Source organism: Saccharothrix longispora (assembly GCF_031455225.1).
GTDB classification, from domain to species: Bacteria; Actinomycetota; Actinomycetes; order Mycobacteriales; family Pseudonocardiaceae; genus Actinosynnema; species Actinosynnema longispora.
The window spans coordinates 6,709,981-6,732,966 of record NZ_JAVDSG010000001.1; the positions used below are offsets into that span (position 1 = coordinate 6,709,981).

General features: G+C 70.9%; 21 protein-coding genes. 10 read left to right on the forward strand and 11 right to left on the reverse strand.

From position 1 onward, the window contains the following. Positions 1-62: 62 nt before the first annotated feature. Entirely contained in the window at positions 63-1,205 is a 1,143-nt protein-coding gene (locus tag J2S66_RS28785; RefSeq protein WP_310310551.1) for an N-acetylmuramoyl-L-alanine amidase, read from the forward strand. 54 nt (positions 1,206-1,259) lie between these two features. On the opposite strand, the gene J2S66_RS28790 is transcribed toward J2S66_RS28785, so the two are convergent. After that, entirely contained in the window at positions 1,260-2,006 is a 747-nt protein-coding gene (locus J2S66_RS28790; RefSeq protein ID WP_310310553.1) for an ArsR/SmtB family transcription factor, read from the reverse strand. A gap of 70 nt (positions 2,007-2,076) precedes the next feature. Then, complete coding sequence (locus tag J2S66_RS28795; RefSeq protein WP_310310555.1) at positions 2,077-2,715, reverse strand: GNAT family N-acetyltransferase; 639 nt, start codon at positions 2,713-2,715, stop codon at positions 2,077-2,079. 142 nt (positions 2,716-2,857) lie between these two features. Between J2S66_RS28795 and J2S66_RS28800 the strand changes: the two genes are divergently transcribed. After that, entirely contained in the window at positions 2,858-4,177 is a 1,320-nt protein-coding gene (locus tag J2S66_RS28800) for an aminotransferase-like domain-containing protein (protein ID WP_310310557.1), read from the forward strand. Positions 4,178-4,238: 61 nt separating this feature from the next. Then, a complete protein-coding gene (locus J2S66_RS28805; RefSeq protein WP_310310559.1) occupies positions 4,239-5,183 on the forward strand; it encodes a D-alanine--D-alanine ligase family protein in 945 nt (314 codons plus the stop codon). Between the two features lie 85 nt (positions 5,184-5,268). On the opposite strand, the gene J2S66_RS28810 is transcribed toward J2S66_RS28805, so the two are convergent. The 9 genes from J2S66_RS28810 to rpmH form a co-directional block, all read right to left on the reverse strand. Next, positions 5,269-6,249, reverse strand: a complete 981-nt coding sequence (locus J2S66_RS28810) for a ParB/RepB/Spo0J family partition protein (RefSeq protein WP_310310561.1) — start codon at positions 6,247-6,249, stop codon at positions 5,269-5,271. Continuing rightward, positions 6,246-7,154 carry a ParA family protein gene (locus J2S66_RS28815; protein WP_310315146.1) on the reverse strand — a complete coding sequence of 303 codons (909 nt, stop codon included), beginning with the start codon at positions 7,152-7,154 and terminating at the stop codon, positions 6,246-6,248. Before J2S66_RS28815 ends, J2S66_RS28810 begins: the two co-directional genes overlap by 4 nt. Before the next feature lie 125 nt (positions 7,155-7,279). After that, on the reverse strand, positions 7,280-7,957 hold the full coding sequence (rsmG, locus tag J2S66_RS28820; RefSeq protein WP_310310563.1) for a 16S rRNA (guanine(527)-N(7))-methyltransferase RsmG: 678 nt from the start codon (positions 7,955-7,957) through the stop codon (positions 7,280-7,282). 155 nt (positions 7,958-8,112) lie between these two features. Continuing rightward, entirely contained in the window at positions 8,113-8,571 is a 459-nt protein-coding gene (locus tag J2S66_RS28825) for an NUDIX hydrolase (RefSeq protein ID WP_310310565.1), read from the reverse strand. A gap of 141 nt (positions 8,572-8,712) precedes the next feature. Continuing rightward, positions 8,713-9,255 (reverse strand): Jag family protein, encoded by a 543-nt coding sequence (locus J2S66_RS28830; protein ID WP_310310567.1) that lies wholly within the window; start codon positions 9,253-9,255, stop codon positions 8,713-8,715. 18 nt (positions 9,256-9,273) lie between these two features. Further along, the gene (gene yidC / locus J2S66_RS28835) at positions 9,274-10,383 is read right to left on the reverse strand and encodes a membrane protein insertase YidC (RefSeq protein WP_310310569.1); all 1,110 of its coding nucleotides are present in this window, start codon (positions 10,381-10,383) and stop codon (positions 9,274-9,276) included. A gap of 3 nt (positions 10,384-10,386) precedes the next feature. Next, on the reverse strand, positions 10,387-10,659 hold the full coding sequence (yidD, locus tag J2S66_RS28840; protein ID WP_306744133.1) for a membrane protein insertion efficiency factor YidD: 273 nt from the start codon (positions 10,657-10,659) through the stop codon (positions 10,387-10,389). Beyond that, on the reverse strand, positions 10,656-11,036 hold the full coding sequence (gene rnpA / locus J2S66_RS28845; RefSeq protein WP_310310571.1) for a ribonuclease P protein component: 381 nt from the start codon (positions 11,034-11,036) through the stop codon (positions 10,656-10,658). The genes yidD and rnpA overlap by 4 nt, the downstream gene beginning before the upstream one ends. A 13-nt stretch (positions 11,037-11,049) precedes the next feature. After that, on the reverse strand, positions 11,050-11,193 hold the full coding sequence (gene rpmH / locus J2S66_RS28850; protein ID WP_073897783.1) for a 50S ribosomal protein L34: 144 nt from the start codon (positions 11,191-11,193) through the stop codon (positions 11,050-11,052). Positions 11,194-11,664: 471 nt separating this feature from the next. On the opposite strand from rpmH, the gene dnaA reads away from it, so the two are divergent. The 7 genes from dnaA (at position 11,665) to gyrA (ending at position 22,970) form a co-directional block, all read left to right on the forward strand. After that, the gene (dnaA, locus tag J2S66_RS28855) at positions 11,665-13,269 is read left to right on the forward strand and encodes a chromosomal replication initiator protein DnaA (protein ID WP_310310574.1); all 1,605 of its coding nucleotides are present in this window, start codon (positions 11,665-11,667) and stop codon (positions 13,267-13,269) included. 995 nt (positions 13,270-14,264) lie between these two features. After that, entirely contained in the window at positions 14,265-15,401 is a 1,137-nt protein-coding gene (gene dnaN, locus J2S66_RS28860; protein ID WP_310310576.1) for a DNA polymerase III subunit beta, read from the forward strand. Positions 15,402-15,442: 41 nt separating this feature from the next. Next, a complete protein-coding gene (gnd, locus tag J2S66_RS28865) occupies positions 15,443-16,357 on the forward strand; it encodes a phosphogluconate dehydrogenase (NAD(+)-dependent, decarboxylating) (RefSeq protein WP_310310578.1) in 915 nt (304 codons plus the stop codon). Between the two features lie 5 nt (positions 16,358-16,362). Further along, positions 16,363-17,478 (forward strand): DNA replication/repair protein RecF, encoded by a 1,116-nt coding sequence (gene recF / locus J2S66_RS28870; protein ID WP_310310581.1) that lies wholly within the window; start codon positions 16,363-16,365, stop codon positions 17,476-17,478. A gap of 85 nt (positions 17,479-17,563) precedes the next feature. Continuing rightward, positions 17,564-18,097: a DciA family protein gene (locus tag J2S66_RS28875; protein WP_310310583.1), complete on the forward strand. Its 534-nt coding sequence runs from the start codon at positions 17,564-17,566 to the stop codon at positions 18,095-18,097. Positions 18,098-18,334: 237 nt separating this feature from the next. Beyond that, on the forward strand, positions 18,335-20,302 hold the full coding sequence (gene gyrB / locus J2S66_RS28880; protein ID WP_310310585.1) for a DNA topoisomerase (ATP-hydrolyzing) subunit B: 1,968 nt from the start codon (positions 18,335-18,337) through the stop codon (positions 20,300-20,302). Positions 20,303-20,348: 46 nt separating this feature from the next. Further along, positions 20,349-22,970, forward strand: coding sequence for a DNA gyrase subunit A (gene gyrA / locus J2S66_RS28885; protein WP_310310587.1), 2,622 nt, complete (start codon positions 20,349-20,351; stop codon positions 22,968-22,970). Positions 22,971-22,986 lie beyond the last annotated feature (16 nt).

A 22,986-nucleotide genomic window follows, 5' to 3' on the forward strand; every position in this document is an offset into this window, starting at 1 on the left:
GCACAATGGGGCGTCAAGTTCAGCGTCGACGGGGTGTCGGCGCCTAAGTGAGCGAGGGGTGCATGCTGCTACTCCGCCGCGGGGACTTCGGTCCGGACGTCGCCGAGGTCAGGGCGACCCTGACGAAGCTCGGTCTGCTGTCCGACCCGCAGCCGTCGCAGGTCTTCGACCTACCGGTCGAGCACGCCGTGCGAGCGTTCCAGCAGCAGCGGGGCCTCATCACCGACGGCCTGGTCGGTCCCGCCACCTACCGCGCGCTGCGTGACGCGACCTACCGGCTCGGCGACCGGCCGCTGGCGTTCCTGATCGCGCAGCCGGTGACCGGCGACGACGTGTCCGCCCTCCAGGAGCGCCTGCTGGAGCTGGGCTACGACGCCGGCCGCGCGAACGGCGAGTTCGGCCAGCAGACCGAGCAGGCCCTGCGCAGCTTCCAGCGCGACTACGGCCTGATCGTGGACGGCATGTGCGGTCCCGACACGGTGCGGGCGCTGCGCCAGCTCCAGCCGAAGGTCCGGGGCGGGCGGCCGGTGTTCCTGCGCGAGCAGGAACACGTGCGCCGGGCCGGCCCGAGGCTGTCCGGCAAGCGGATCATCATCGACCCGGGCCACGGCGGTGACGACCGGGGCGTGGTCGTCGAGGGCGTGTCCGAGGCCGACGTCATGCTCGACCTGGCCAGGCTGCTGGAGGGCAAGATGGCGGCCACCGGCATGGAGGCCCTGCTCACCCGCGGGCCGAACCACAACCCGGACGAGGGCGAGCGGGCCAGGTTCGCCAACGAGGCGGGCGCCGACCTGATCCTGTCGCTGCACTGCGACGCCAACCGCTCCCCGCTCGCCTCGGGTGTGGCGAGCTTCCACTTCGGCACCGGCAACGGCACGTCGTCCACGGTCGGCGAGGCGCTGGCGGGCTACATCCAGCGCGAGATCATCGCCCGCACCGGCATGGCGGACTGCGGCACGCACCCCAAGACGTGGGACATGCTGCGGATGACCCGCTGCACGGCCGTGCGCATCGAGGTGGGCTACCTGACCAACCCGGGGGACCGGCAGCGGCTGGCGAACCCGTCGTTCCGGGACGTCGTCGCCGAGGGCGTCCTGGTGGCGGTGAAGCGCCTCTACCTGCTCGGCAAGGACGACCAGCCCACCGGCACGTTCACCCTGGACGACCTGATGCGGCACGAGGTCGCGACCGGCCAGGCCCGCTAGCCCGCCCACCGGCCGACCCGCGTCCACCCCGGCGGCGTTCCCGTCGCCGGGGGCTCAGCCGGGCATCTCCCAGGGGATGCCGGACAGCACCCGACCGGTCTCCAGCAGGGACTTGAGGTTCGACAGCACGGCGGGCCAGCCGTGGGCGACCTGCGCGCGACCGGTGTCGTCCAGGCCCTCGTGGGTCACCGTGAGCCGCACGATGTCCTGGTAGGGCTGCACGAGGAAGGTGACGGTCGACGTCGAGGACTCGTCGGCCGGGTCGACCCACGTGGTCACCAGGCGGTGCGGCGGGTCGGCCTCGACGACCACGCCCACCACGTCGTCCACGTCCGAGCCGTCGGCGCGGCGGTGGGCCCAGGGCGACCCCACCTGCCAGTCCGAGACGTTGCGGTGCCCCCAGTAGGCCGCGGTCACGTCCGCGTCCGTGAGCGCCTCCCACACCCGTTCCGGGGAGCTCTCGATGTAGGTCACGTACACGTAATCCGGCTTCACCGGTTCCTCCGCGCGTCGCTTCACGTCGGCGAGCAGCCGCAGGCGCGGTCGCTCGAACTTGCCGATCCACCGCTCCTGCACCTCGTGCAGCGGCACCGGGTTGAGGTAGTGCAGCTTCTCCCGGCCCCGGCGGACCGTCGCGACGAGGTTCGCGGTCTCCAGCACGGCCAGGTGCTGGCTGACCGACTGCCGGGCCATGCCGAGCCGCGTGCACAGCTCGCCCAGCGTCTGCCCGTTGTCGGCGTGCAGGCGGTCGAGCAGGTGGCGGCGCGTCCCGTCGGCCAGGGCCTTGAACACCTCGTCCACGCCGACAAGATATGCAGGCATTTACCTGCATGTCAACGAGCGTCGGAGGAACAGCGGGTCAGGGCACGGATCAGGCGGGCCGGAAGCTCGGTTCGGCGATCGTGTTCGTCACGGTGACCGAGCTGAGCAACCGCTCCAGCGCCGCCTCCACGTCTTCCTTCCAGGAGGACGCGCTGCGCAGCTCCAGGCGAAGCCGGGGCCAGCGGGGGTGCGGGCGGACGGTCTTGAAGCCGACCTGGAGCAGGAAGTCGGCGGGCGTGACGCAGCTCGGGCCGTCGTCGTCGGGCTGGTTGTCGCCGAACGCCTCGATGGCCTTGACGCCGCGCCGGGTGAGGTCCTTCGCCACGGTCTGCACCAGCACCCGCCCGAGGCCGCCGCCGCGGAACTCGGGCAGCACCTCCAGGCCGGTCATCAGCACCGCGTCGGCGCTGGCGGGGGAGGTGGGGAAGGCGAGCGAGCGGGGCACGGCGGCCGGCGGCGCGTAGAACACGGAACCGGCGGGGATGCCGTCGCAGTAGATGATCCGACCGCAGGAGCCCCACTCCAGCAGCACGCTGGAGACCCAGGCCTCCTTCTCGAACTCGGTGTCCCCGAACTCCTCGGCCTGCTCCTTGAGGTGGGGCGCCAGCTCCCAGAACACACAGGTTCGACTGTGCTTGGAGAGGTGCTCCAGGTTGTCCAAGGTGACGCCCACGACACGACGCGACACCCGTACCTCCAAGCCCCCGAATGCGACCCTTACGAGGATAGGGGGATGTGACCCCGCCCGGAAGCCGGGTGCCCCGAACGGGACGGTGGTTACACTCGTGCGGGAACCAACCCGCCGGTATCAGCCACCTACGGAGTTCCCCGTGAACCTACCCGGACAGCCCGCCAAGCAGGGCCCGCGAAGCCTCGACCCCCACCTGCGCCGCTACGCGGCGCGCACGGCGGGCATGACGGCCTCCGAGATCCGGGCGCTCTTCGCGGTGGCGAGCCGGCCCGAGGTGGTGTCCCTGGCGGGGGGGATGCCGCACCTGGCGGCACTGCCGCTCGACTCGCTGTCGGCGGAGGTCGGGCAGCTCATCGCAGAGGACGGCCTGGTCGCGCTCCAGTACGGCAGCGCGCAGGGCATCCCGGAGCTGCGCGAGCAGATCTGCGAGGTCATGGCGCTGGAGGGCGTCAACGCCCACCCGGACGACGTGGTCGTCACCGTCGGCTCCCAGATGGGCCTGGACATGGTGACCCGGATCTTCTGCGACCCCGGTGACGTGGTGCTGGCCGAGGGCCCGTCGTACGTCGGCGCCCTGGGCTCGTTCTCGGCCTACCAGGCGCAGGTCGTGCACGTGGGCATGGACGCGGACGGCCTGGTGCCGGAGAACCTGCGCGAGGCCATCGCGGCCGTCGAGCGCACGGGCCGCCGCATCAAGTTCCTCTACACGATCCCGAACTTCCACAATCCGGCCGGCGTGACGCTCGCCGTGGCCCGCCGCGCCGAGGTGCTGGAGATCTGCCGGCGGCACGGCATCCTCGTGGTCGAGGACAACCCGTACGGCCTGCTCGGCTTCGACGGGGTGACGTACCCGGCGCTGCGGTCGACCGACCCGGACAACGTGGTGTACCTCGGCTCGTTCTCCAAGACGTTCGCCGCCGGCCTGCGGGTCGGCTGGGTGCTCGCGCCGCACGCCGTGCGCGAGAAGCTGGTGCTGGCCGCCGAGTCGGCCACGCTGTGCCCGCCCACGCTGAACCAGATGGTGGTGTCGCGCTACCTGGCGACCCACGACTGGAAGGGCCAGATCAAGACGTACCGCGAGGCGTACCGGGAGCGGCGCGACGCGGCGGTCTCGGCGCTCGAACAGCACATGCCGCGTGGTTCCACGTGGAACAAGCCCAACGGCGGGTTCTACGTGTGGGTCACCGTGCCCGAGGGTGTCAACACCAAGGCGATGCTGCCCCGGGCGATCACCCAGCGCGTCGCGTACGCGTCGGGCACCGGTTTCTACACCGACGGCCTGGGCAGCCGCCAACTGCGCATCTCGTACTGCTACCCGACTCCCGAGCGCATCCGCGAGGGCGTGCGGCGGCTCGCGAACGTCATCAAGGACGAGATGGAGCTGCACGAGACGTTCGGCCCCACGGGACCGGGCCGCGCCGTGCAGGGGCCGCAGAACCCGTCGCCCGACACGGCCTGAGTTCCACCCACCGAGTTCGACACCGTTCCGGGTTCGACACCGTTCTGGCAGGAGTAGTGAGTTGACCGACCGCTGGGTCGCAGTGCTGTCCGGTGGCCTTTCGCACGAGCGGGAGGTGTCCCTGCGGTCCGGTCGCAGGTTGTCGGCCGCCCTCCGCTCGGCGGGCCTCGTCGTGGAGGAGTGGGACGCCGACGCCCGCCTCCTCACCCGGTTGAAGGAGCACCGGCCGGACGCCGTCGTCGTGGCGCTGCACGGCGGCGAGGGCGAGAACGGGTCGGTGCAGACGATCCTGGAGATGCTCGGCGTGCCGTTCGTCGGCACGGACTCGCGCGCGTGCCGACGGGCGTGGGACAAGCCGACCGCGAAGGGCGAGCTGGCGCGTGCCGGGCTCACCACGCCGGAGTGGGCCGTGCTGCCGCACGCGACGTTCCGGGAGCTGGGCGCGCAGCCGGTGCTGGACGCGCTGGTCGACCGGCTCGGGCTGCCGCTGATGCTCAAGCCCGACCAGGGCGGCTCGGCGCTCGGCGCCCAGGTGGTCCGCGACGCGGCCGACCTGCCCACCGCGATGGTCGGCTGCCTGGCGTACGGGGACACCGTGCTCGCCGAGCGGTACGTGGAGGGCGTCGAGGTGGCCGTGGCGGTCGTCGACGGGCCGGACGGCCCGTACGCGCTGCCGCCGGTGGAGATCGTGCCGGAGAGCGGCGTGTACGACTACACGGCGCGGTACACGGCGGGCCTGACCGACTTCCACGCGCCGGCCCGGCTGGACGAGAAGGCGGCGCGGGCGGTCGGGGAGCTGGCGGTGTCGGCGCACCGGCTGCTGGGTCTGCGCGACGTGTCGCGGACCGACGCGGTCGTGGCGGACGACGGCTCGGTGCACTTCCTCGAAGTGAACGTGTCGCCGGGGTTGACCGAGACCTCGCTGCTGCCGATGGCGGTCGAGGCGGCCGGGCAGTCGCTCGGTGAGATCTACGCGGGGCTGGTCGAGCGGGCGGTTGCGCGTTAAAACTCTTTGCAAAAAAGGTGACGGCCCGTGTCCTTGTGGACGCGGGCCGTCATCGTCACCGTGACATAAGGGCCTGGGGTAATCCCTAGTCGCCCACCGATGTCCGATTTGTCGGTTCTGGCGACATGAGCTGGATGATCCGCTCAAGATCGTCAACGGACCCGAATTCGACCACGATCCGGCCCTTCCGCTGCCCCAGTTCGACCTTCACGCGGGTGTCGAAGTTGTCCGACAGCCGCTCGGCCAACTCCTGGAGGCCGGGTGCCTGCATCTGCTTGCGCCGGGGCTGCTTCGCCTTGGCGGGCTCGGCGCCCTTGGCGAGGGTGACCGCCTCCTCGGTCGCGCGGACCGACATGCCCTCCGCGACGATCCGGGTCGCCAGCTCCTCCTGCACGCCCGGGTCCTCCAGGCCGAGCAGCGCGCGGGCGTGCCCGGCGGACAGCACGCCCGCCGCGACCCGCCGCTGCACGGGGAGGGGGAGCTTCAGCAGTCGGATGGTGTTCGTGACGACCGGGCGGCTGCGGCCGATCCGGTCCGCCAGCTCCTCGTGCGTGACGCCGAACTCCTGGAGCAACTGCTGGTACGCCGCCGCCTCTTCCAACGGGTTCAGCTGGACGCGGTGGATGTTCTCCAGCAGCGCGTCGCGCAGCATCACGTCGTCGGCCGTGTGGCGGACGATCGCCGGGATCGTCTTCAGCCCGGCGAGCTGGGTGGCCCGCCACCGCCGCTCGCCCATGACGAGCTCGTAGGTGTCCGCCCCCGTGGCGCGCACCACGATCGGCTGCATGAGCCCGAACTCGCGGATGGAGTGCTCCAGCTCGCGGAGCGCCTCCTCGTCGAAGACCTGCCGCGGCTGCTTCGGGTTGGTGCGGATCGCCGTGACCGGCAGCTCCTGGTACACCGCGCCGGCCACCTCCCCGGTGGGTGGGACGTCGCGCGCAGGGGTGGACGCCTTGCCGTTGGACATCGTCCTGACCGGCATGGGCGCGGGGGCGCCCGGCGGGGGACCGCTCGGGATGAGGGCCGCGAGCCCGCGTCCGAGGCCACCCTTGCGTTGTTCCGTCATGCCGTCCCCATCCTCGAACCGAACTCCGCGATCTCCCGTGCCGCGTCGAGGTAGCTCATCGCGCCCCGTGAGCCGGGATCGTAGGCGAGCACCGTCTGCCCGTAGCCCGGAGCCTCGGACACCTTCACGCTGCGCGGGATGACCGTCCTGAGGACCGTGTCGCCGAAGTGGCCGCGCACCTCGCTGGTCACCTGGTCGGCCAGCTTCGTGCGGCCGTCGTACATGGTGAGCAGGATGGTGGACACGCTGAGCGTCGGGTTGAGGTGCGCCTGCACCAGCTCGATGTTGCGCAGGAGCTGCCCCAGCCCCTCCAGCGCGTAGTACTCGCACTGGATCGGGATCAGCACCTCCTGCGCGGCGACCATCGCGTTGACGGTCAGCAGGCCGAGCGACGGCGGGCAGTCGATGAACACGTAGTCCGGCCGGATCGAGTCGAGCGCCTCCGGGCTCAGCGCCTCCTTGAGGCGGGACTCGCGGGCCACCATCGACACGAGTTCGATCTCGGCGCCGGCGAGGTCGATCGTGGCGGGCACGCAGTAGAGGTTGGGGGACGCGGTGCTCACCTGGGCGGCCTCGGCGACCGACATCTCGCCGATCAGCACCTCGTACACGGAGGGCGTGCCGGAGCGGTGCTCGACGGAGAGGGCGGTGCTCGCGTTGCCCTGCGGGTCGAGGTCGATGACGAGGACCTTGAGCCCGTGGATCGCGAGGGCGGCGGCCAGGTTCACCGTGCTCGTCGTCTTGCCGACGCCGCCCTTCTGGTTCGCGACGACCATGACGCGACGGCGGTCGGGGCGGGGGAGTTGGAGGGAGTCGGGGTGGAGGACGCGAGTAGCGCGTGCCGCTTCTTCCGCGATGGGGGTCCACACGGTGCTGTCTCCTGCCGGGTCCACGTTGTTGGCCAGACCTGCGCCGTGCTGCGCAGGGCGGAGGTCGTTGTTCGGACGGAGCTGGTGCTGGGGGTTCGTACCTGTTTCACGTGAAACGGCGGCCTCGCGGAACACCGGTTGCAGCGGGTCGGGGTTCACGTTCACCGATCCTTCCTTCTGCGACGCGCGCCGTCACGGCGGCTCGCCCGCTCGTCGCGCTCCACGAGCACGACGGTCGTCGGCAGTTCGAGTACATCGCCACCGCAGGAGGTCACCCGGGACCGGACGCCACCGGCCCTGCGCACCGCCTCGGCGTCGCGCTCCACCTCTTCGGCGGCGCTCTCGCCCTTGAGGGCGACCAGGAGGCCGCCGGGCCGCAGCAGCGGCAGGCACCACCGCGCGAGCCGGTCGAGCGGGGCCACGGCGCGGGCCGTCACGACGTCGCTGTCGGACAGCACGTCGATCACGGACTTCTCCTCCGCCCGCCCGCGGAGCACGGTGACGTCGAGGCCGAGCGCGTCGACGCACTCGGTCAGCCACGCGACTCGCCGCGCCATCGGCTCCAGGAGGGTGAGGTCGAGGTCCGGGCGCACGATCGCCAGGGGGAGCCCCGGCAGGCCCGCGCCCGAACCGACGTCCACCACCCGGCTCCCCTGGGGGATCAGTTCCGCGACCACGGCCGAGTTGAGGACGTGGCGCTCCCAGAGGCGGTCGACCTCGCGCGGACCGATCAGACCTCGTTCGACGCCGTGCTCGGTCAGCAGCGCGGTGAAGGCCACCGCCTTGTCGTAGTGCTCACCGAACACGAGCCTCGCGCGGTCTTCCACCTCTTGAGCCATGTCTCCGTCCGGGGGCGTTTCACGTGAAACCACACGGGCGACCGGTGTGGGCGATGGGGTTGGGCGTCTCGGCGAAGGGTGGTGAGCCCCGCGAGAAGTGCCGGTGCCCACTATGACGGATCACCCCGGCGACACGCCAAATCCCTCGCCGCGTTTCACGTGAAACTTGCCGCACGACCGTCGCGGGGCGAGGTGCGGAGCAGTTCGAGCGCGTAGTCGACCGACTCGACGTGGTCGAGCGCGGGCACCTCGTCGAGGGGGAACCACGCCGCCTGGTCCGTGGACCCGCCCACCTCGAAGGTGAGTTCGCCGCCGACGACGTGCGCCTCGTACAGGATGCGGATGCGGTGGTAGTCGACCTCGACCCCGTCGCGCACCACCGGCCCGTGCACGTTCTGGATGCCGAGCAGCCGATCCACCTCCGCGTGGTAGCCGGTCTCCTCGAACACCTCGCGCACCACCGCGTCGTACGGGTCCTCGCCGTGGTCGAGCCCGCCGCCGGGGAGGATCCACCTCGGCCGGTCCGGACCGAGCCAGCGGGACAGGAGCAGTCGTCCGTCGTCGATCACGACGGCGTAGGCGGCGACGCGGAGGTTCCGCACGATCTCGGTCATGCGGCGACCGTTTCACGTGGAACACCCGGGAGGGAAGGGGAGTGCGGTGCACGCGATGCGGCCGGAGCACCCGGCGTGACCCCGGACGCGGAACGGCCCCGGTCCCGCACGGGGGACCGGGGCCGTTCACCACGACGAGCCTCAGGACTCGGGCAGCACCACAACGCGGCGCTGGGGTTCCTCACCCTCGCTCTCGCTGTGCGCGCCCGCCACGCCGGCGACGGCGTCGTGCACGACCTTGCGCTCGAACGGCGTCATCGGGTGCAGCCGCACCTTCTCGCCGCTCGCCACCACCTTCTCCGCCGTCGTCCGGCCCAGCTCGGCCAGCTCGGCGCGCCGGCCCGCGCGCCACCCGGCGACGTCCAGCATGAGCCGGCTGCGCACACCGGTCTCCTGCTGCACGGCCAAGCGGGTCAGCTCCTGGAGGGACTCCAGGACCGTTCCGCGCGGCCCGACCAGCTTCTCCAGGTCGTCACCGCCGTCGATGCTCACGATCGCCCGGCCCGCCTCGACGTCGAGGTCGATGTCCCCGTCGTAGTCGAGCAGGTCGAGCAGGCGCTCGAGGTAGTCCCCCGCGATGTCGCCCTCCTGGACGAGCAGGTCCTCCGAGTTGCCCGACCGCACCCGCGGGGCCGCTTCGGCCTCCGGCGCGTCCACGTCGGCCGCCTGCAACGTCTCCGACACGATGTCTCCTCTCCAGGGTCAGCGGCGCTTCTTGCCGCCGCCCTGCTTCTTGCCCGCGGAACGGTCTGGGCTCAGACCGGGGATCTCGGTGGACGGCTTGGCGGCCCCGGTGGCGGGCTCGTCCTTCGCGTCCTGGTCCTTCGGGTCGGGCGTGGCGCCGGTCTTGGGGGTCGTCGGCTTGATGCCCGCCGCCTTCGCGCTGACGCGCTTGGGGGCGGGGGGCTGGACGCCCTTCGCTCCCGGCTTCACGCCCGGCTTGGCACCGGGCTGCGGCTTGGCACCCGGCCTCGGCTTCACGCCCGGCTTGGGCGCCAGCGCCTGGCGCTGCTCGATCGCCTCGGTCTTCTTCGTCTCTTCCTCGCGGTCGATGCGGTGGTACACGACGTACTGCTGGCCCAGCGTCCACGCGTTGTTGCTCAGCCAGTACAGCAGGATCGCGACCGGGAAGAAGAGGCCACCGACGAGCACGCCGATCGGGAACAAGTACAGCGTCAGCTTGTTCATGATCGCGGTCTGCGGGTTGTCCGCCGCGGCCTGCGTCTGACGGGCCACCGAGTGCCGCGCGGTGAAGTGCGTCGCGATCGAGGCGATGATCATCAGCGGGATCGAGACCAGCAGCACGGCGTTGCGCGACGTCGCGAACGCCGCCAGCTGGTCGGCCGGCATCGTGATGAACGTCGACAGGTTCGCGCCGAACAGCTTGGCGTTGACGAACGACTCCACGCCCTGCGCGTCGAAGAAGTAGACCTCGCCCCAGCCGGGCCTGAACGAGCGCAGCACGTGGAACAGGCCGATGAACACCGGGATCTGCACGAGCATCGGCAGGCAGCCGCCGAGCGGGTTGACCCCGTGCTCGGACTGGAGCTTCTGCATCTCCTGCGCCTGGCGCTGCTTGTCGTTCGCGTACTTCTTCTTGATCTTCTGCAGCTCCGGCGCGAACTCCTGCATCTTGCGCATGGAGCGGACCTGGCCGACGAACGGCTTGAACAGGATCGCGCGGAGCGTGAAGACGAGGAACACCACGGACAGCGCCCACGCGAACCCGCTCGACTCGCCGAAGACGTGGCCGAACACCCAGTGCCAACACCACAGGATGAAGGACACCGGGTAGTAGATGAAGTTGAGCACTTGCTACTCCTCGGCAGGAAGGTCGGGGACCGCGCTCCGCCGGGGCGGGACCGGGTCCAGGCCACCAGGGTGCCAGGGTCCGCAGCGGCCCAGTCGACGCAGGGTCAACCAGGAGCCGCGCAGCGCACCGTGGACGGTCAACGCCTCCACCGCGTAGGCACTGCAACTGGGGTGGAAGCGGCAGGTCGGTGGCAGCGCCGGCGAGATGAACTTCCGGTAGAAGCGCACCGGCAGCAGCAGGGCCCGAGCGACGGGGCTCGCCAGGGGGGTCGTCATCGCAGCACCTTGCGCAGCGCCGCGTCGAGGTCGTGGCCGAGCTCGGCGCTGTCCGCATCGGCTGACGGTGCCAACGCACGCACGACGAGGGAAGTTCCGGGGGGCAGCGAGGAGAGCCGGTCGCGCACGAGGTGGCGCAACTTCCGGCTCACCCTGTGCCGGACGACGGAGTTGCCCACGGCCTTGCTCACGACGAAGCCCACCTTGGAGGCGTCCAAGGTGGGCTGCGCCGAGGTGGTTGCCCCGGACGGGGTGCCGCCGGGCTGCGCCGCGGTCAGGACGTGCACGACCAGCCGGGACCGTCCTGCCCGGCGGCCTCGGCGGACCACCAGGCCGAAGTCCTGGCTGCGGGTCAGCCGGTTGGCCGCGGGAAGCACGGCGCTGCGGCGATCAGGCGGACAGCTGCTTGCGGCCCTTGCCACGGCGTGCGGCCAGGATGGCGCGACCCGCGCGGGTGCGCATGCGCAGCCGGAACCCGTGGGTCTTGGCACGGCGGCGGTTGTTGGGCTGGAAGGTGCGCTTACCCTTGCTCACGGTCGGACTCCCGGTGCTAACTGCCAAGCAGGTCTGTGGTCGTCCCCTGCCGTTTCGTGGGCGCGCGAAGAGCACTCCGCGCGAGCGGGAGACGGTTACGAGGGTACGCAGCCCCGGGGGCGCTGTTCAAATCGGGGTCGTCCCCGGGTGCGGTCGACGCCGTCGGCACCCGGGTGCGGGCGGAGGTGTACCCCCGGTTGCCCCACGGAAAACACTTGCCCCACCAGCGTGTCTTGTGGCACGGGCCGCACCTTGTTAGCGTGCTGCCTTCGCGGGCAGGAGCGGGCCGGTGAGCCGCCGCCACGCAGACCGCAGGTGCTCGGACAGCAACGGGGGGAGCCGCTGCGCTCCGCCGCGCGTTCGTGCACAGTTGTGGATAACTCTGTGGATGCCTCTATTCTCCGTGTCCACGTCGTGGAAGTCCCCTGGGGCTGACCGCGGAGGAGTCACCGAGGGGAGGGGAGCGCTGAGGTGTCCGACCACCAGACCGACCTGGGTCGCGTGTGGGAGCAGGTCGTGCAGGAGTTGGCCGCCAGCACGCTGTCCCCCCAGCAACGGGCGTGGATGCGGGTGACCCGTCCCATCGGTCTGCTCGACGGAACCGCGCTGCTGGCCGCGCCGAGCGACTTCGCCAAGGAAGCGATCGAGCGCGCGCTGCGCGAGCCCATCACCGCCGCCCTCTCGCGCCGGCTCGGCCGCGCCGTCTCGCTGGCCGTCAAGGTCGACTCGCCCGACCCCGTCACCGCGCCCATCCCCGTGCCCGGCCTCGGTCACGGGCAGGTCCCGATCGGCGGGGCCCAGGCGGCCCACAACGGCGGCCCCGCGACGATCGCCCCGATGCCCGGCGTCCCCCTGCCCGGCGCGCTCCTCCCCACCCCCGAGTCGGAGACCGACGGGGACGAGGGGGAGGAGGTCGACGAGCAGGCCGAGGCGCTCGCCACCGTGAACGAGATCTGGCCGACGTTCGGCGGCGGGCAGCACGCGCCGGCGCCGACCGGCGTGCCGTACACGCGGCCGGCGAACCCGGCGTCCTCGCAGACCCGGCTGAACGAGAAGTACAACTTCGACACCTTCGTCATCGGCGCGTCCAACCGCTTCGCGCACGCCGCGGCCGTCGCGGTCGCCGAGGCGCCCGCCCGCGCGTACAACCCCCTGTTCATCTGGGGCGAGTCCGGTCTGGGCAAGACGCACCTGCTGCACGCCGTCGGGCACTACGCCCAGCGCCTGTTCCCGGGCATGCGCGTGCGGTACGTGTCGACGGAGGAGTTCACCAACGACTTCATCAACTCCCTGCGCGACGACCGCAAGGTCGCCTTCCAGCGCCGCTACCGGGACATCGACGTGCTCCTCGTCGACGACATCCAGTTCCTGGAGGGCAAGGAGGGCACGCAGGAGGAGTTCTTCCACACCTTCAACACGCTGCACAACTCGAACAAGCAGATCGTCGTGTCCTCGGACCGGCCGCCCAAGCGGCTGGAGACCCTGGAGGACCGCCTGCGCACCCGGTTCGAGTGGGGCCTGATCACGGACATCCAGCCGCCCGAGCTGGAGACCCGCATCGCGATCCTCCGCAAGAAGGCGGCGCAGGACCGGTTGGCCGCGCCCGCCGAGGTGCTGGAGTTCATCGCGGCCCGGATCGAGCGCAACATCCGCGAGCTGGAGGGCGCGCTCATCCGCGTCACCGCGTTCGCCTCGCTCAACCGGCAGCCGGTCGACGTGCAGCTGGCCGAGATAGTGCTGCGCGACCTGATCCCGGACTCGCACGCCCCGGAGATCACCGCGCCCACCATCATGGCGGTCACCGCGGAGTTCTTCTCCGTGTCCATAGACGACCTGTGCGGCCCCGGCAAGACGAAGGTCCTGGCCCAGGCGCGGCAGATCTCCATGTACCTGTGCCGCGAGCTGACCGACCTGTCGCTGCCGAAGATCGGCCAGACGTTCGGCGGTCGCGACCACACGACGGTGATGCACGCGGACAAGAAGATCCGCAAGGAGATGGCCGAGCGTCGCCGCGTCTACGAGCAGGTGCAGGAGCTGACGTCGCGCATCAAGCAGCGCGCCCGCCGCACCCCCTGACTCCCCGCAAACGTTTGCCCCACCCTCACCCCCGTCGCACGCACCACCGCGGCGGGGGTTCTCCACACCCGCGAGTCGTACGTCCAGCCCCCGCGAGTCGTACGTCCGGGTCGCGCGAGTCCAACGCTCAGGCTCCGTGAGTTCCACGTCCGGGTCGGGCGGGTCCGCCGTCCGGGAGCCCTCGTCCGCCGCCCCGCCACCCGCCGCTCCGCCACCCGCCGCACCCGGGGAACCGCCGCCGCACCCGGGGGAGCGCCCGGCCCGCACCCGGGGACGGCGGGCCCGGTCGGCGGAGCGCCGGCGGCACCCGGGTGCGGCGCCCGCCGAACGCCCGCGACCGGACCGTCCCCAGGGCGCGGACCCCTGCGGAACCGGTTCCGGGCGACATCACCCGGTCGGGAGCGGGAAATACCACGTGTCCAGGCCCTCAAGGTCGTTCCGGCAGGTCGGCGGCACGGCCCGCCGCAGGTGCACCCGGGCGCACCTGCGGCGACGAGTTGTCCACAGCCTCGGCAAAACGCCCCGTCAGGGGAGATCCACACCACGATCACCCTGTGCAGCACCCGGGTACAACCCCGCCCACACCCGGGGATGAACCCGGGGACAACTCGGCCTTCCTGTGGACCGAACGGGGCACCTCGCGAGTTCTCCCCGGGTGCGCCGAGTTGTCCCCGGGTGCGACCCCGTGTCCGTCCACACCTCCGCGAGGGTGGCGAGCAGCCAAAACGGGGGTTGTCCACACAATCCACAGCCCTTACTGCTGTTGCTGTTGTCTTCCCTTGAAGAGAAGAACAAAAGAAAAACAGGCGGCGGTCGAGCCCGGGGACGGAGCCTCCGCCCCCGGGGTGGACCCGAGGTGACGAAGGACGCCCCGACGCTCTACGGTGGGGAGCCTCCGCGCCGAGGGTCGGACCGATCCGGCGAGGGACGCGGCTCCCAACCCCCACCGCAACACGAGCTGTTGCCGCTCATGCCGACTTGAGGAAGGACGCCTCATGAAGATCCGCGTCGAGCGCGACGGCCTGGCCGACGCCGTCGCCTGGGTCGCCCGCAGCCTGCCGTCCAGGCCGCCCGTCCCGGTGCTCGGCGGCGTCCTGCTGGACGCGGGTGCGGAGGACGGTTCGGGCGAGGCGCTCACCGTCTCCGGCTTCGACTACGAGGTGTCCGCCCAGTGCGGCGTCCCGGCCACCATCGCCGACGGCGGCAAGGCGCTCGTCTCGGGCCGCCTGCTGGCCGACATCACCAAGGCGCTGCCGAACCACCCGGTCGAGATCGCGGTGGACGGCTCCCGGATGACCATCTCGTGCGGCAGCGCCCGGTTCTCCCTGCCGACGATGCCGGTCGAGGACTACCCGCAGCTGCCGTCCATGCCGCAGCTCGCCGGCGAGCTGCCCGGCGAGGTCTTCGGCGAGGCCGTCTCCCAGGTGGCGGTCGCGGCGGGCAAGGACGACACCCTGCCGATGCTGACCGGCGTGCGGCTGGAGATCGGGGAGGGCAAGCTGACCCTCGTGGCCACCGACCGCTTCCGCCTCGCGATGCGCGAGTTCCCGTGGGAGCCGAACGCCGGGCTCGGCGAGGTCGCCGTCCTCGTGCCGGCCAAGACCCTGAACGACTCCGCGAAGACGCTCGGCGCGTCCGGCGCGAAGGTCCAGCTGTCGCTCGCCGCCAACGACGGGCTGCTCGGCCTGTCCGGCACGGGCCGCCGCACGACCACCCGCCTGCTCGACGCCGACTTCCCGAAGTACCGCCAGCTGCTGCCCAGCGAGCACTCGGCCGCCGCCGTCATCGAGGTCGACGCCCTGGTGCAGGCGATCAAGCGCGTGTCGCTGGTCGCCGAGCGCGGCACGCAGGTCCGGCTGGAGTTCGTCGAGGCGGGCCTGCGCCTGTCGGCCGGCGGCGACGACGAGGGCAGCGCCGAGGAGGAGCTGCCGGTCCAGTACGACGGCGACCCGGTGACCATCGCGTTCAACCCGAACTACCTGCTCGAAGGCCTCCAGGCGGTGCGCACCCCGCGCGCCCACTTGTCGTTCACCACACCCAGTCGCCCCGCGCTCCTCAAGCCGGTGGACGAGGATGGGAACGTGGCGCCGGGCTACCTGTACCTGTTGATGCCCGTGCGCCTGCCCGGCTGATCCACAACGCCATCCACAGACGCTAGGGAAGAGGAACGACCGTGCAGCTCGGACTCGTCGGCCTCGGCAAGATGGGCTTCAACATGCGCGAGCGCATCCGCCGCGCGGGGCACGAGGTGGTCGGCTACGACCGCAACCCGGACGTCACCGACGCCGAGTCGCTCGCCGACATGGTGGGCAGGCTCAGCGCGCCGCGCGTGGTGTGGGTGATGGTGCCCGCCGGCGACATCACCCGGCAGACCATCGCCGACCTGGGTGACCTGCTCGACGAGGGCGACCTCGTCATCGACGGCGGCAACTCGCGCTTCACCGACGACACGGAGAACGCCCAGGCGCTCAAGGCCAAGGGCGTGCACTACATGGACGCCGGCGTGTCCGGTGGCGTGTGGGGCCTGGAGGTCGGCTACGGCCTGATGGTCGGCGGCGAGCCCGAGGACGTCGAGCGGGCCATGCCGATCTTCGACGCGCTGCGCCCCGAGGGGCCGCGCGAGGAGGGCTTCGCGCACGCGGGCCCGGTCGGCGCCGGCCACTTCGCGAAGATGGTCCACAACGGCATCGAGTACGGCCTGATGCAGGCGTACGCCGAGGGCTTCGAGCTGCTGGAGGCGTCCGAGCTGGTGCAGGACGTGCCGGCGACGATCAAGGCGTGGCAGCGCGGCACGGTCGTCCGCTCGTGGCTGCTGGACCTGCTGGTCCGCGCGCTGGAGTCGGACCCCGAGCTGGACGACCTGCGCGGCCACGTCGAGGATTCCGGCGAGGGCCGGTGGACGGTCGAGGAGGCGATCAAGCACGCGGTGCCCGCGCCGGTGATCTCCGCCGCGCTGTTCGCCCGGTTCGCGTCGCGCCAGGACGACTCGCCCGCCATGCGCGCGGTCGCGGCGCTGCGCAACCAGTTCGGCGGCCACGCCGTGGTGACCGCGGGTCCTTCGTCCGGTTCCGGCTCCACGCAGAGCTGACGCCGTTGTACGTCCGGCACCTCCAGGTCACCGACTTCAGGTCGTGGGAGCACGCCGACCTGGCGTTCGAGCCGGGCGTGAGCGTGCTGGTCGGGCGCAACGGCCAGGGCAAGACGAACCTGGTCGAGGCGTTGGGCTACGTGGCCACCCTGGGTTCCCACCGGGTGGCCACGGACGCGCCGCTGGTCCGGCACGGCGCCTCGCGCGCCGTGGTCCGGACGGCGGTGGTCAACGAGGGGCGCGAGCTGCTGGTCGAGCTGGAGGTCACGCCGGGCAGGGCGAACCGGGCGCGGATCAACCGCGGCCCCGTGCCGCGCCCGCGCGACGTGCTGGGCATCCTGCGCACGGTGCTGTTCGCGCCGGAGGACCTGGCGCTGGTGCGCGGCGACCCCGGTGAGCGGCGGCGGTTCCTCGACGAGCTGCTCACCACCCGCTCGCCCCGGTACGCGGGCGTGCGCGGCGACTACGACCGGGTGCTGCGGCAGCGGGGCGCCCTGCTGAAGACGGTGCGCGCGAGCCGCAACGCCGACCTCGGCACCCTCGACGTGTGGGACGGCCACCTGGCCCGGCACGGCGCGGAACTGCTGGCCGGCCGGCTCGACCTGGTCTCGGACATCGCGCCGCACGTGGCCGCGGCGTACGCGGAGGTCGCGCCGGAGTCGCGGCCGGCGCGGGTCGCGTACCGGTCGAGCCTGGGCGAGGCGTTCCCGGGGGTGCACGACCGCGAGGTGCTGGAGGACGCGCTGCTCGCCGAGCTGCACCGGGTGCGGCCGCAGGAGGTCGACCGGGGCGTGTGCCTGGTCGGGCCGCACCGCGACGACCTGGAGCTGTTCCTCGGCGAGCTGCCGGCGAAGGGCTACGCGAGCCACGGCGAGTCGTGGTCGTTCGCGCTGGCGCTGCGGCTCGGCGGGTACGAGCTGCTGCGGGCGGAGGCGGCCGAGCCGGTGCTCGTGCTGGACGACGTGTTCGCCGAGCTGGACCGCGGCCGGCGTCGGCAGCTGGCGAAGGTGGCGGCCGCCGCGGAGCAGGTGCTGATCACCGCGGCCGTCGAGGAGGACGTGCCGGAGGAACTCGAGGGCGCGCGGTTCGAGGTCGCCCACGGTGAGGTGCGCCGTGTCTGAGGAGATGGACCGATCGGGTGTGACAGGCTCCACATCTGGGGACAACCCTGTGGATGGTGTGGATAACTCGGCCACGAATCCGGACATGTCCACAGCTGAAGTCGCTGGATCGGGTGGACTGCGGGGGTCGGACCTGGCACGGGCCGCGCTCGAAGCCGCCCGTGCGTCGGCCAAGGAACGCGGCGTGCGGGGTGTCCGGAAGGGCGCGGCCGGCGCCACCGGGCGTCGGCGCAGGCGCCGCTGGTCGGGACCGGGCCCGGACGACCGTGACCCGCAGCCCCTCGGCAGGCTGGCCGCGCGGATCGCCGCCGACCGGGGCTGGGTGGAGCGGCTGGCGGGCGGCCAGGTGTTCGCGCGCTGGCCGAAGCTGGTGGGGGAGGAGCTGGCCGAGCACGCCCGGCCGGTCGCGTTCGAGAACGGCGAGCTGACCGTGCAGGCCGACTCGACGGCGTGGGCGACCCAGCTGCGGCTGCTCCAGCGCGAGCTCATCAAGCGCATCGCGGCGGGCGTCGGCAACGGCGTCGTGACCAGCCTGAAGGTGCAGGGCCCGGCGGCGCCCAACTGGCGCTTCGGCCCCAGGCACGCCCCAGGCCGAGGGCCGCGTGACACCTACGGGTGATGCCCCCCAGGTCCGCAGCGGCGATCCTGTGGCGCGGTGAGCGCTCAGCAGCCGATTTTCACCCCGGCGACAGCCGTCCGTACCCACCGGACTTCACTTCGGGCCGCCTGTGAGGAAACCAGGGGTGTCCTAAGTGGGTTTCTGTCGGTCCTCGCCGGTAGAATCGTGGGGTAGCGCAACCCAGCGTCGCCCGGCGACGGTACCCAGTCGCGTGAAGTCCGAGGAGACACCAGGCCCGTGGCAGCCAAGAATGAGTACAGCGCGTCCTCGATCACCGTCCTGGAAGGGCTGGAGGCGGTTCGCAAGCGGCCCGGCATGTACATCGGGTCCACCGGCGAGCGCGGTCTCCACCACCTGATCCAGGAGGTCGTGGACAACTCCGTCGACGAGGCCATGGCCGGTTACGCGACCGTGGTCGACGTGACCCTGCTGGCCAACGGCGGCGTCCGGGTCATCGACGACGGCCGCGGCATCCCGGTGGCCATGCACCCGGTGGAGAAGCGGCCGACGCTCGAGGTCGTGCTCACCAAGCTGCACGCCGGCGGCAAGTTCGACAGCGACTCCTACGCGGTGTCCGGCGGCCTGCACGGCGTGGGCATCTCCGTGGTGAACGCGTTGTCCACCGCGGTCGACGTCGAGGTCAAGCGCGACGGTTTCACGTGGAACCAGCGCTTCGAGAACACCAAGCCCGCCCACGAGCTCACCAAGGGCGAGGCGACCGACGAGACCGGCACGACGATCACCTTCTGGGCGGACCCGGAGATCTTCGAGACGACCGAGTACAACATCGAGACGATCTCGCGCCGCCTCCAGGAGATGGCCTTCCTGAACAAGGGCCTCACGATCATCCTGCGCGACGAGCGCGTGGTGGACGCCGACGCCGAGGCCGACGCCGAGGGCCACGTGGCCGCGGTGAAGGAGCGCGTCTTCCACTACCCCGGTGGTCTGGAGGACTTCGTCCGCCACATCAACCACACGCGCGAGGCCGTCCACCAGAAGGTCGTCTCGTTCGAGGCGAAGGGCGAGGACCTCGAGGTCGAGGTCGCGATGCAGTGGAACACCGGCTACACGCCCTCGGTCTACACCTTCGCCAACACGATCAACACGCACGAGGGCGGCACCCACGAGGAGGGCTTCCGCGCCGCGCTGACCCGCGTGGTCAACGAGTACGCGCGCGACAAGAAGCTGCTCAAGGAGAAGGACTCGAACCTCACCGGCGACGACATCCGCGAGGGCCTGGCCGCGATCATCTCGGTCAAGCTCAAGGAGCCGCAGTTCGAGGGCCAGACGAAGACCAAGCTGGGCAACAGCGAGGCCAAGTCGTTCGTGCAGAAGTCGACGAACGAGCACCTGGCCGACTGGTTCGAGCGTCACCCGAACGAGGCGAAGACGATCGTCACCAAGTCGGTGTCGTCCGCGCAGGCCCGCATCGCCGCCCGCAAGGCCCGCGAACTGGTGCGCCGCAAGGGCGCCCTCGACATCGGCGGCCTGCCCGGCAAGCTCAAGGACTGCCGCTCCACCAACCCGGAGGAGTGCGAGATCTACGTCGTGGAGGGCGACTCCGCGGGCGGCTCGGCCAAGGAGGGCCGCGACTCCATGTTCCAGGCGATCCTGCCGATCCGCGGCAAGATCATCAACGTGGAGAAGGCGCGCATCGACCGCGTGCTGAAGAACAACGAGGTCCAGTCGCTGATCACCGCGTTCGGCACCGGCATCCACGAGGACTTCGACCTCGCCAAGCTGAGGTACCACAAGATCGTGCTGATGGCCGACGCCGACGTCGACGGCCAGCACATCCGCACCCTGCTGCTGACCCTGCTGTTCCGCTTCATGCGCCCGCTGATCGAGCACGGCCACGTGTACCTCGCGCAGCCGCCGCTCTACAAGATCAAGTGGCAGCGCGCGGACCCGGAGTACGCCTACTCCGACCGCGAGCGCGACGGCCTGGTCCAGGCCGGCCTCGCCGCCGGCAAGAAGATCGGCAAGGACGACAACATCCAGCGCTACAAGGGCCTAGGCGAGATGAACGCCTCCGAGCTGTGGGAGACGACCATGGACCCGGCCCACCGGGTGCTGCTCCAGGTGACCATGGACGACGCCGCCACCGCCGACGAGCTGTTCAGCGTGCTGATGGGCGAGGACGTGGAAGCCCGCCGCTCGTTCATCACCCGCAACGCCAAGGGTGTGCGGTTCCTCGACGTCTGACCGTCCCCGCCCCGACCCCGCTGGCTTGCCCTAAGGAAGAAGAACTGTGAGCGAGACGACGCTGCCCCCGGCGACCGGGGGGGACCGCACGGAGTTGCGGGACATCCAGCAGGAGATGCAGAACTCGTACATCGACTACGCGATGAGCGTGATCGTCGGACGAGCGCTGCCCGACGTGCGCGACGGCCTCAAGCCCGTGCACGTGCGCGTCCTGTACTCGATGTTCGACTCCGGCTTCCGCCCGGACCGCAGCTACAACAAGTGCGCCCGCGTCGTGGGCGACGTGATGGGCAACTACCACCCGCACGGCGACTCGGCGATCTACGACGCGCTGGTCCGCCTGGCCCAGCCGTGGGCCCTGCGGTACCCGCTGATCGACGGCCAGGGGAACTTCGGCTCCCAGGGCAACGACCCGGCCGCCGCGATGCGTTACACGGAGTGCCGGCTCACCCCGTTGGCCATGCAGATGCTGGCCGACATCGAGGAAGACACCGTCGACTTCCGCGACAACTACGACGGTCGCATCCAGGAGCCGACGGTCCTCCCGTCGCGCGTGCCCAACCTGCTGATCAACGGCAGCGCGGGCATCGCGGTCGGCATGGCCACCAACATCCCGCCGCACAACCTGCGCGAGGTCGCGGACGGCGTGTTCTGGGCGCTGGACAACCCCGACGCCTCCGACGAGGAGACGTTGGAGGCGATGATCGAGCGGATCAAGGGGCCGGACTTCCCGACCCACGGCCTGATCCTCGGCAACTCCGGCATCCAGGACGCCTACCGCACCGGCCGCGGCTCGGTGAAGATGCGCGCGGTCGTCGAGATCGACGAGGACGCCAAGGGCCGCACGATCCTGGTCGTCACCGAGCTGCCGTACCAGGTGAACCCGGACAACCTGGTGGAGAACATCGCCACCCTGGTCCGCGACCAGAAGCTCACCGGCATCGCGAACATCGCCGACGAGACGAACCGCCGCATCGGCATGCGCATCGTGATCACGCTCAAGCGCGACGCGGTGGCCAAGGTCGTGCTGAACAACCTCTACAAGCACACCCAGTTGCAGTACTCGTTCGGCGTGAACATGCTGTCGCTGGTCGACGGCATCCCGCGCACGTTGCGCCTGGACCAGATGATCCGGCACTACGTGAAGCACCAGATCGAGGTCATCGTCCGGCGCACCCGCTTCCGGCTGCGCAAGGCCGAGGAGCGGGCCCACCTGTGGCGCGGCCTGGTCAAGGCGCTCGACCAGCTCGACGCGGTGATCGCCCTGATCCGCCGGTCGCCGACGCCCGACCTGGCGCGGACGGGCCTGATGGAGCTGCTGGAGGTCGACGAGCTCCAGGCCAACGCGATCCTGGAGATGCAGCTCCGCCGCCTGGCGGCCCTGGAGCGGCAGAAGATCATCGACCAACTGGCCGAGATCGAGCTGGAGATCGCCGACCTCCAGGACATCCTGGACAAGCCGGAGCGGCAGCGCGCCATCGTGCGCGAGGAGCTGCTGGCGATCGTCGAGAAGCACGGCGACGACCGGCGCACCAGGATCGTGCCGTTCGACGGCGACGTGTCGATGGAAGACCTCATCGCGGTCGAGGACGTCGTCGTCACGATCACCCGCACGGGTTACGCGAAGCGCACGAAGACCGACCTGTACCGCTCGCAGAAGCGCGGCGGCAAGGGCGTCCAGGGCGCCCAGCTCAAGCAGGACGACATCGTCCAGCACTTCTTCGTGTGCTCGACGCACGACTGGATCCTGTTCTTCACCAACAAGGGCCGGGTGTACCGGGCCAAGGCGTACGAGCTGCCCGAGGCCAACCGCAACGCCCGCGGCCAGCACGTGGCGAACCTCCTGGCGTTCCAGCCGGAGGAGGAGATCGCCCAGGTCATCCAGATCAAGAACTACGGGGTCGCGCCGTACCTGGTGCTCGCCACCAAGAAGGGCCTGGTCAAGAAGTCGAAGCTGTCCGACTTCGACTCGAACCGGTCCGGCGGCCTGATCGGCATCAACCTGCGCGACGACGACGAGCTGGTCGGCGCGGTGCTGTGCTCGGCGGAGGACGACCTCCAGCTGATCTCGGCCGACGGGCAGTCCATCCGGTTCCACGCGAGCGACGAGGCGCTGCGCCCGATGGGCCGGGCGACCTCGGGCGTGCTGGGCATGCGCTTCAACACCGGCGACGAGCTGCTCTCGGTGGGTGTCGTCCAAGAGGGTCTGTTTGTTTTGGTGGCCACTGACGGTGGGTACGCCAAGCGCACTCCGATCGAGGACTACCCGGTGCAGGGGCGAGGTGGCAAGGGTGTGCTGACAATCCAGCACGACCGCAGGCGTGGGAGGCTTGTGGGCGCGCTCATCGTCGACGTCGATGACGAGCTGTACGCCATCACCTCCTCCGGCGGGGTCATCAGGACCAGCGCCAAGGAGGTGCGCAAGGCCGGTCGGCAGACGAAGGGCGTTCGGCTGATGAACCTCGGCGAGGGGACCACCTTGATCGCGGTGGCGCGCAACGCCGACGAGTCCGTGGACGTCCCCACTGGTGACGAGGTCCGCTCGGCCGACCCGGTGGACGGGAACCCCGACACCGGTCCCGTCGACAGCGGTTCCACCACCACCGACACCGCCGTCGACGCCGCCGTCGACGGGACCGACGACGAGCAGGCCGGACCTGCCAACTAGCGCGCGAACGAGAGGT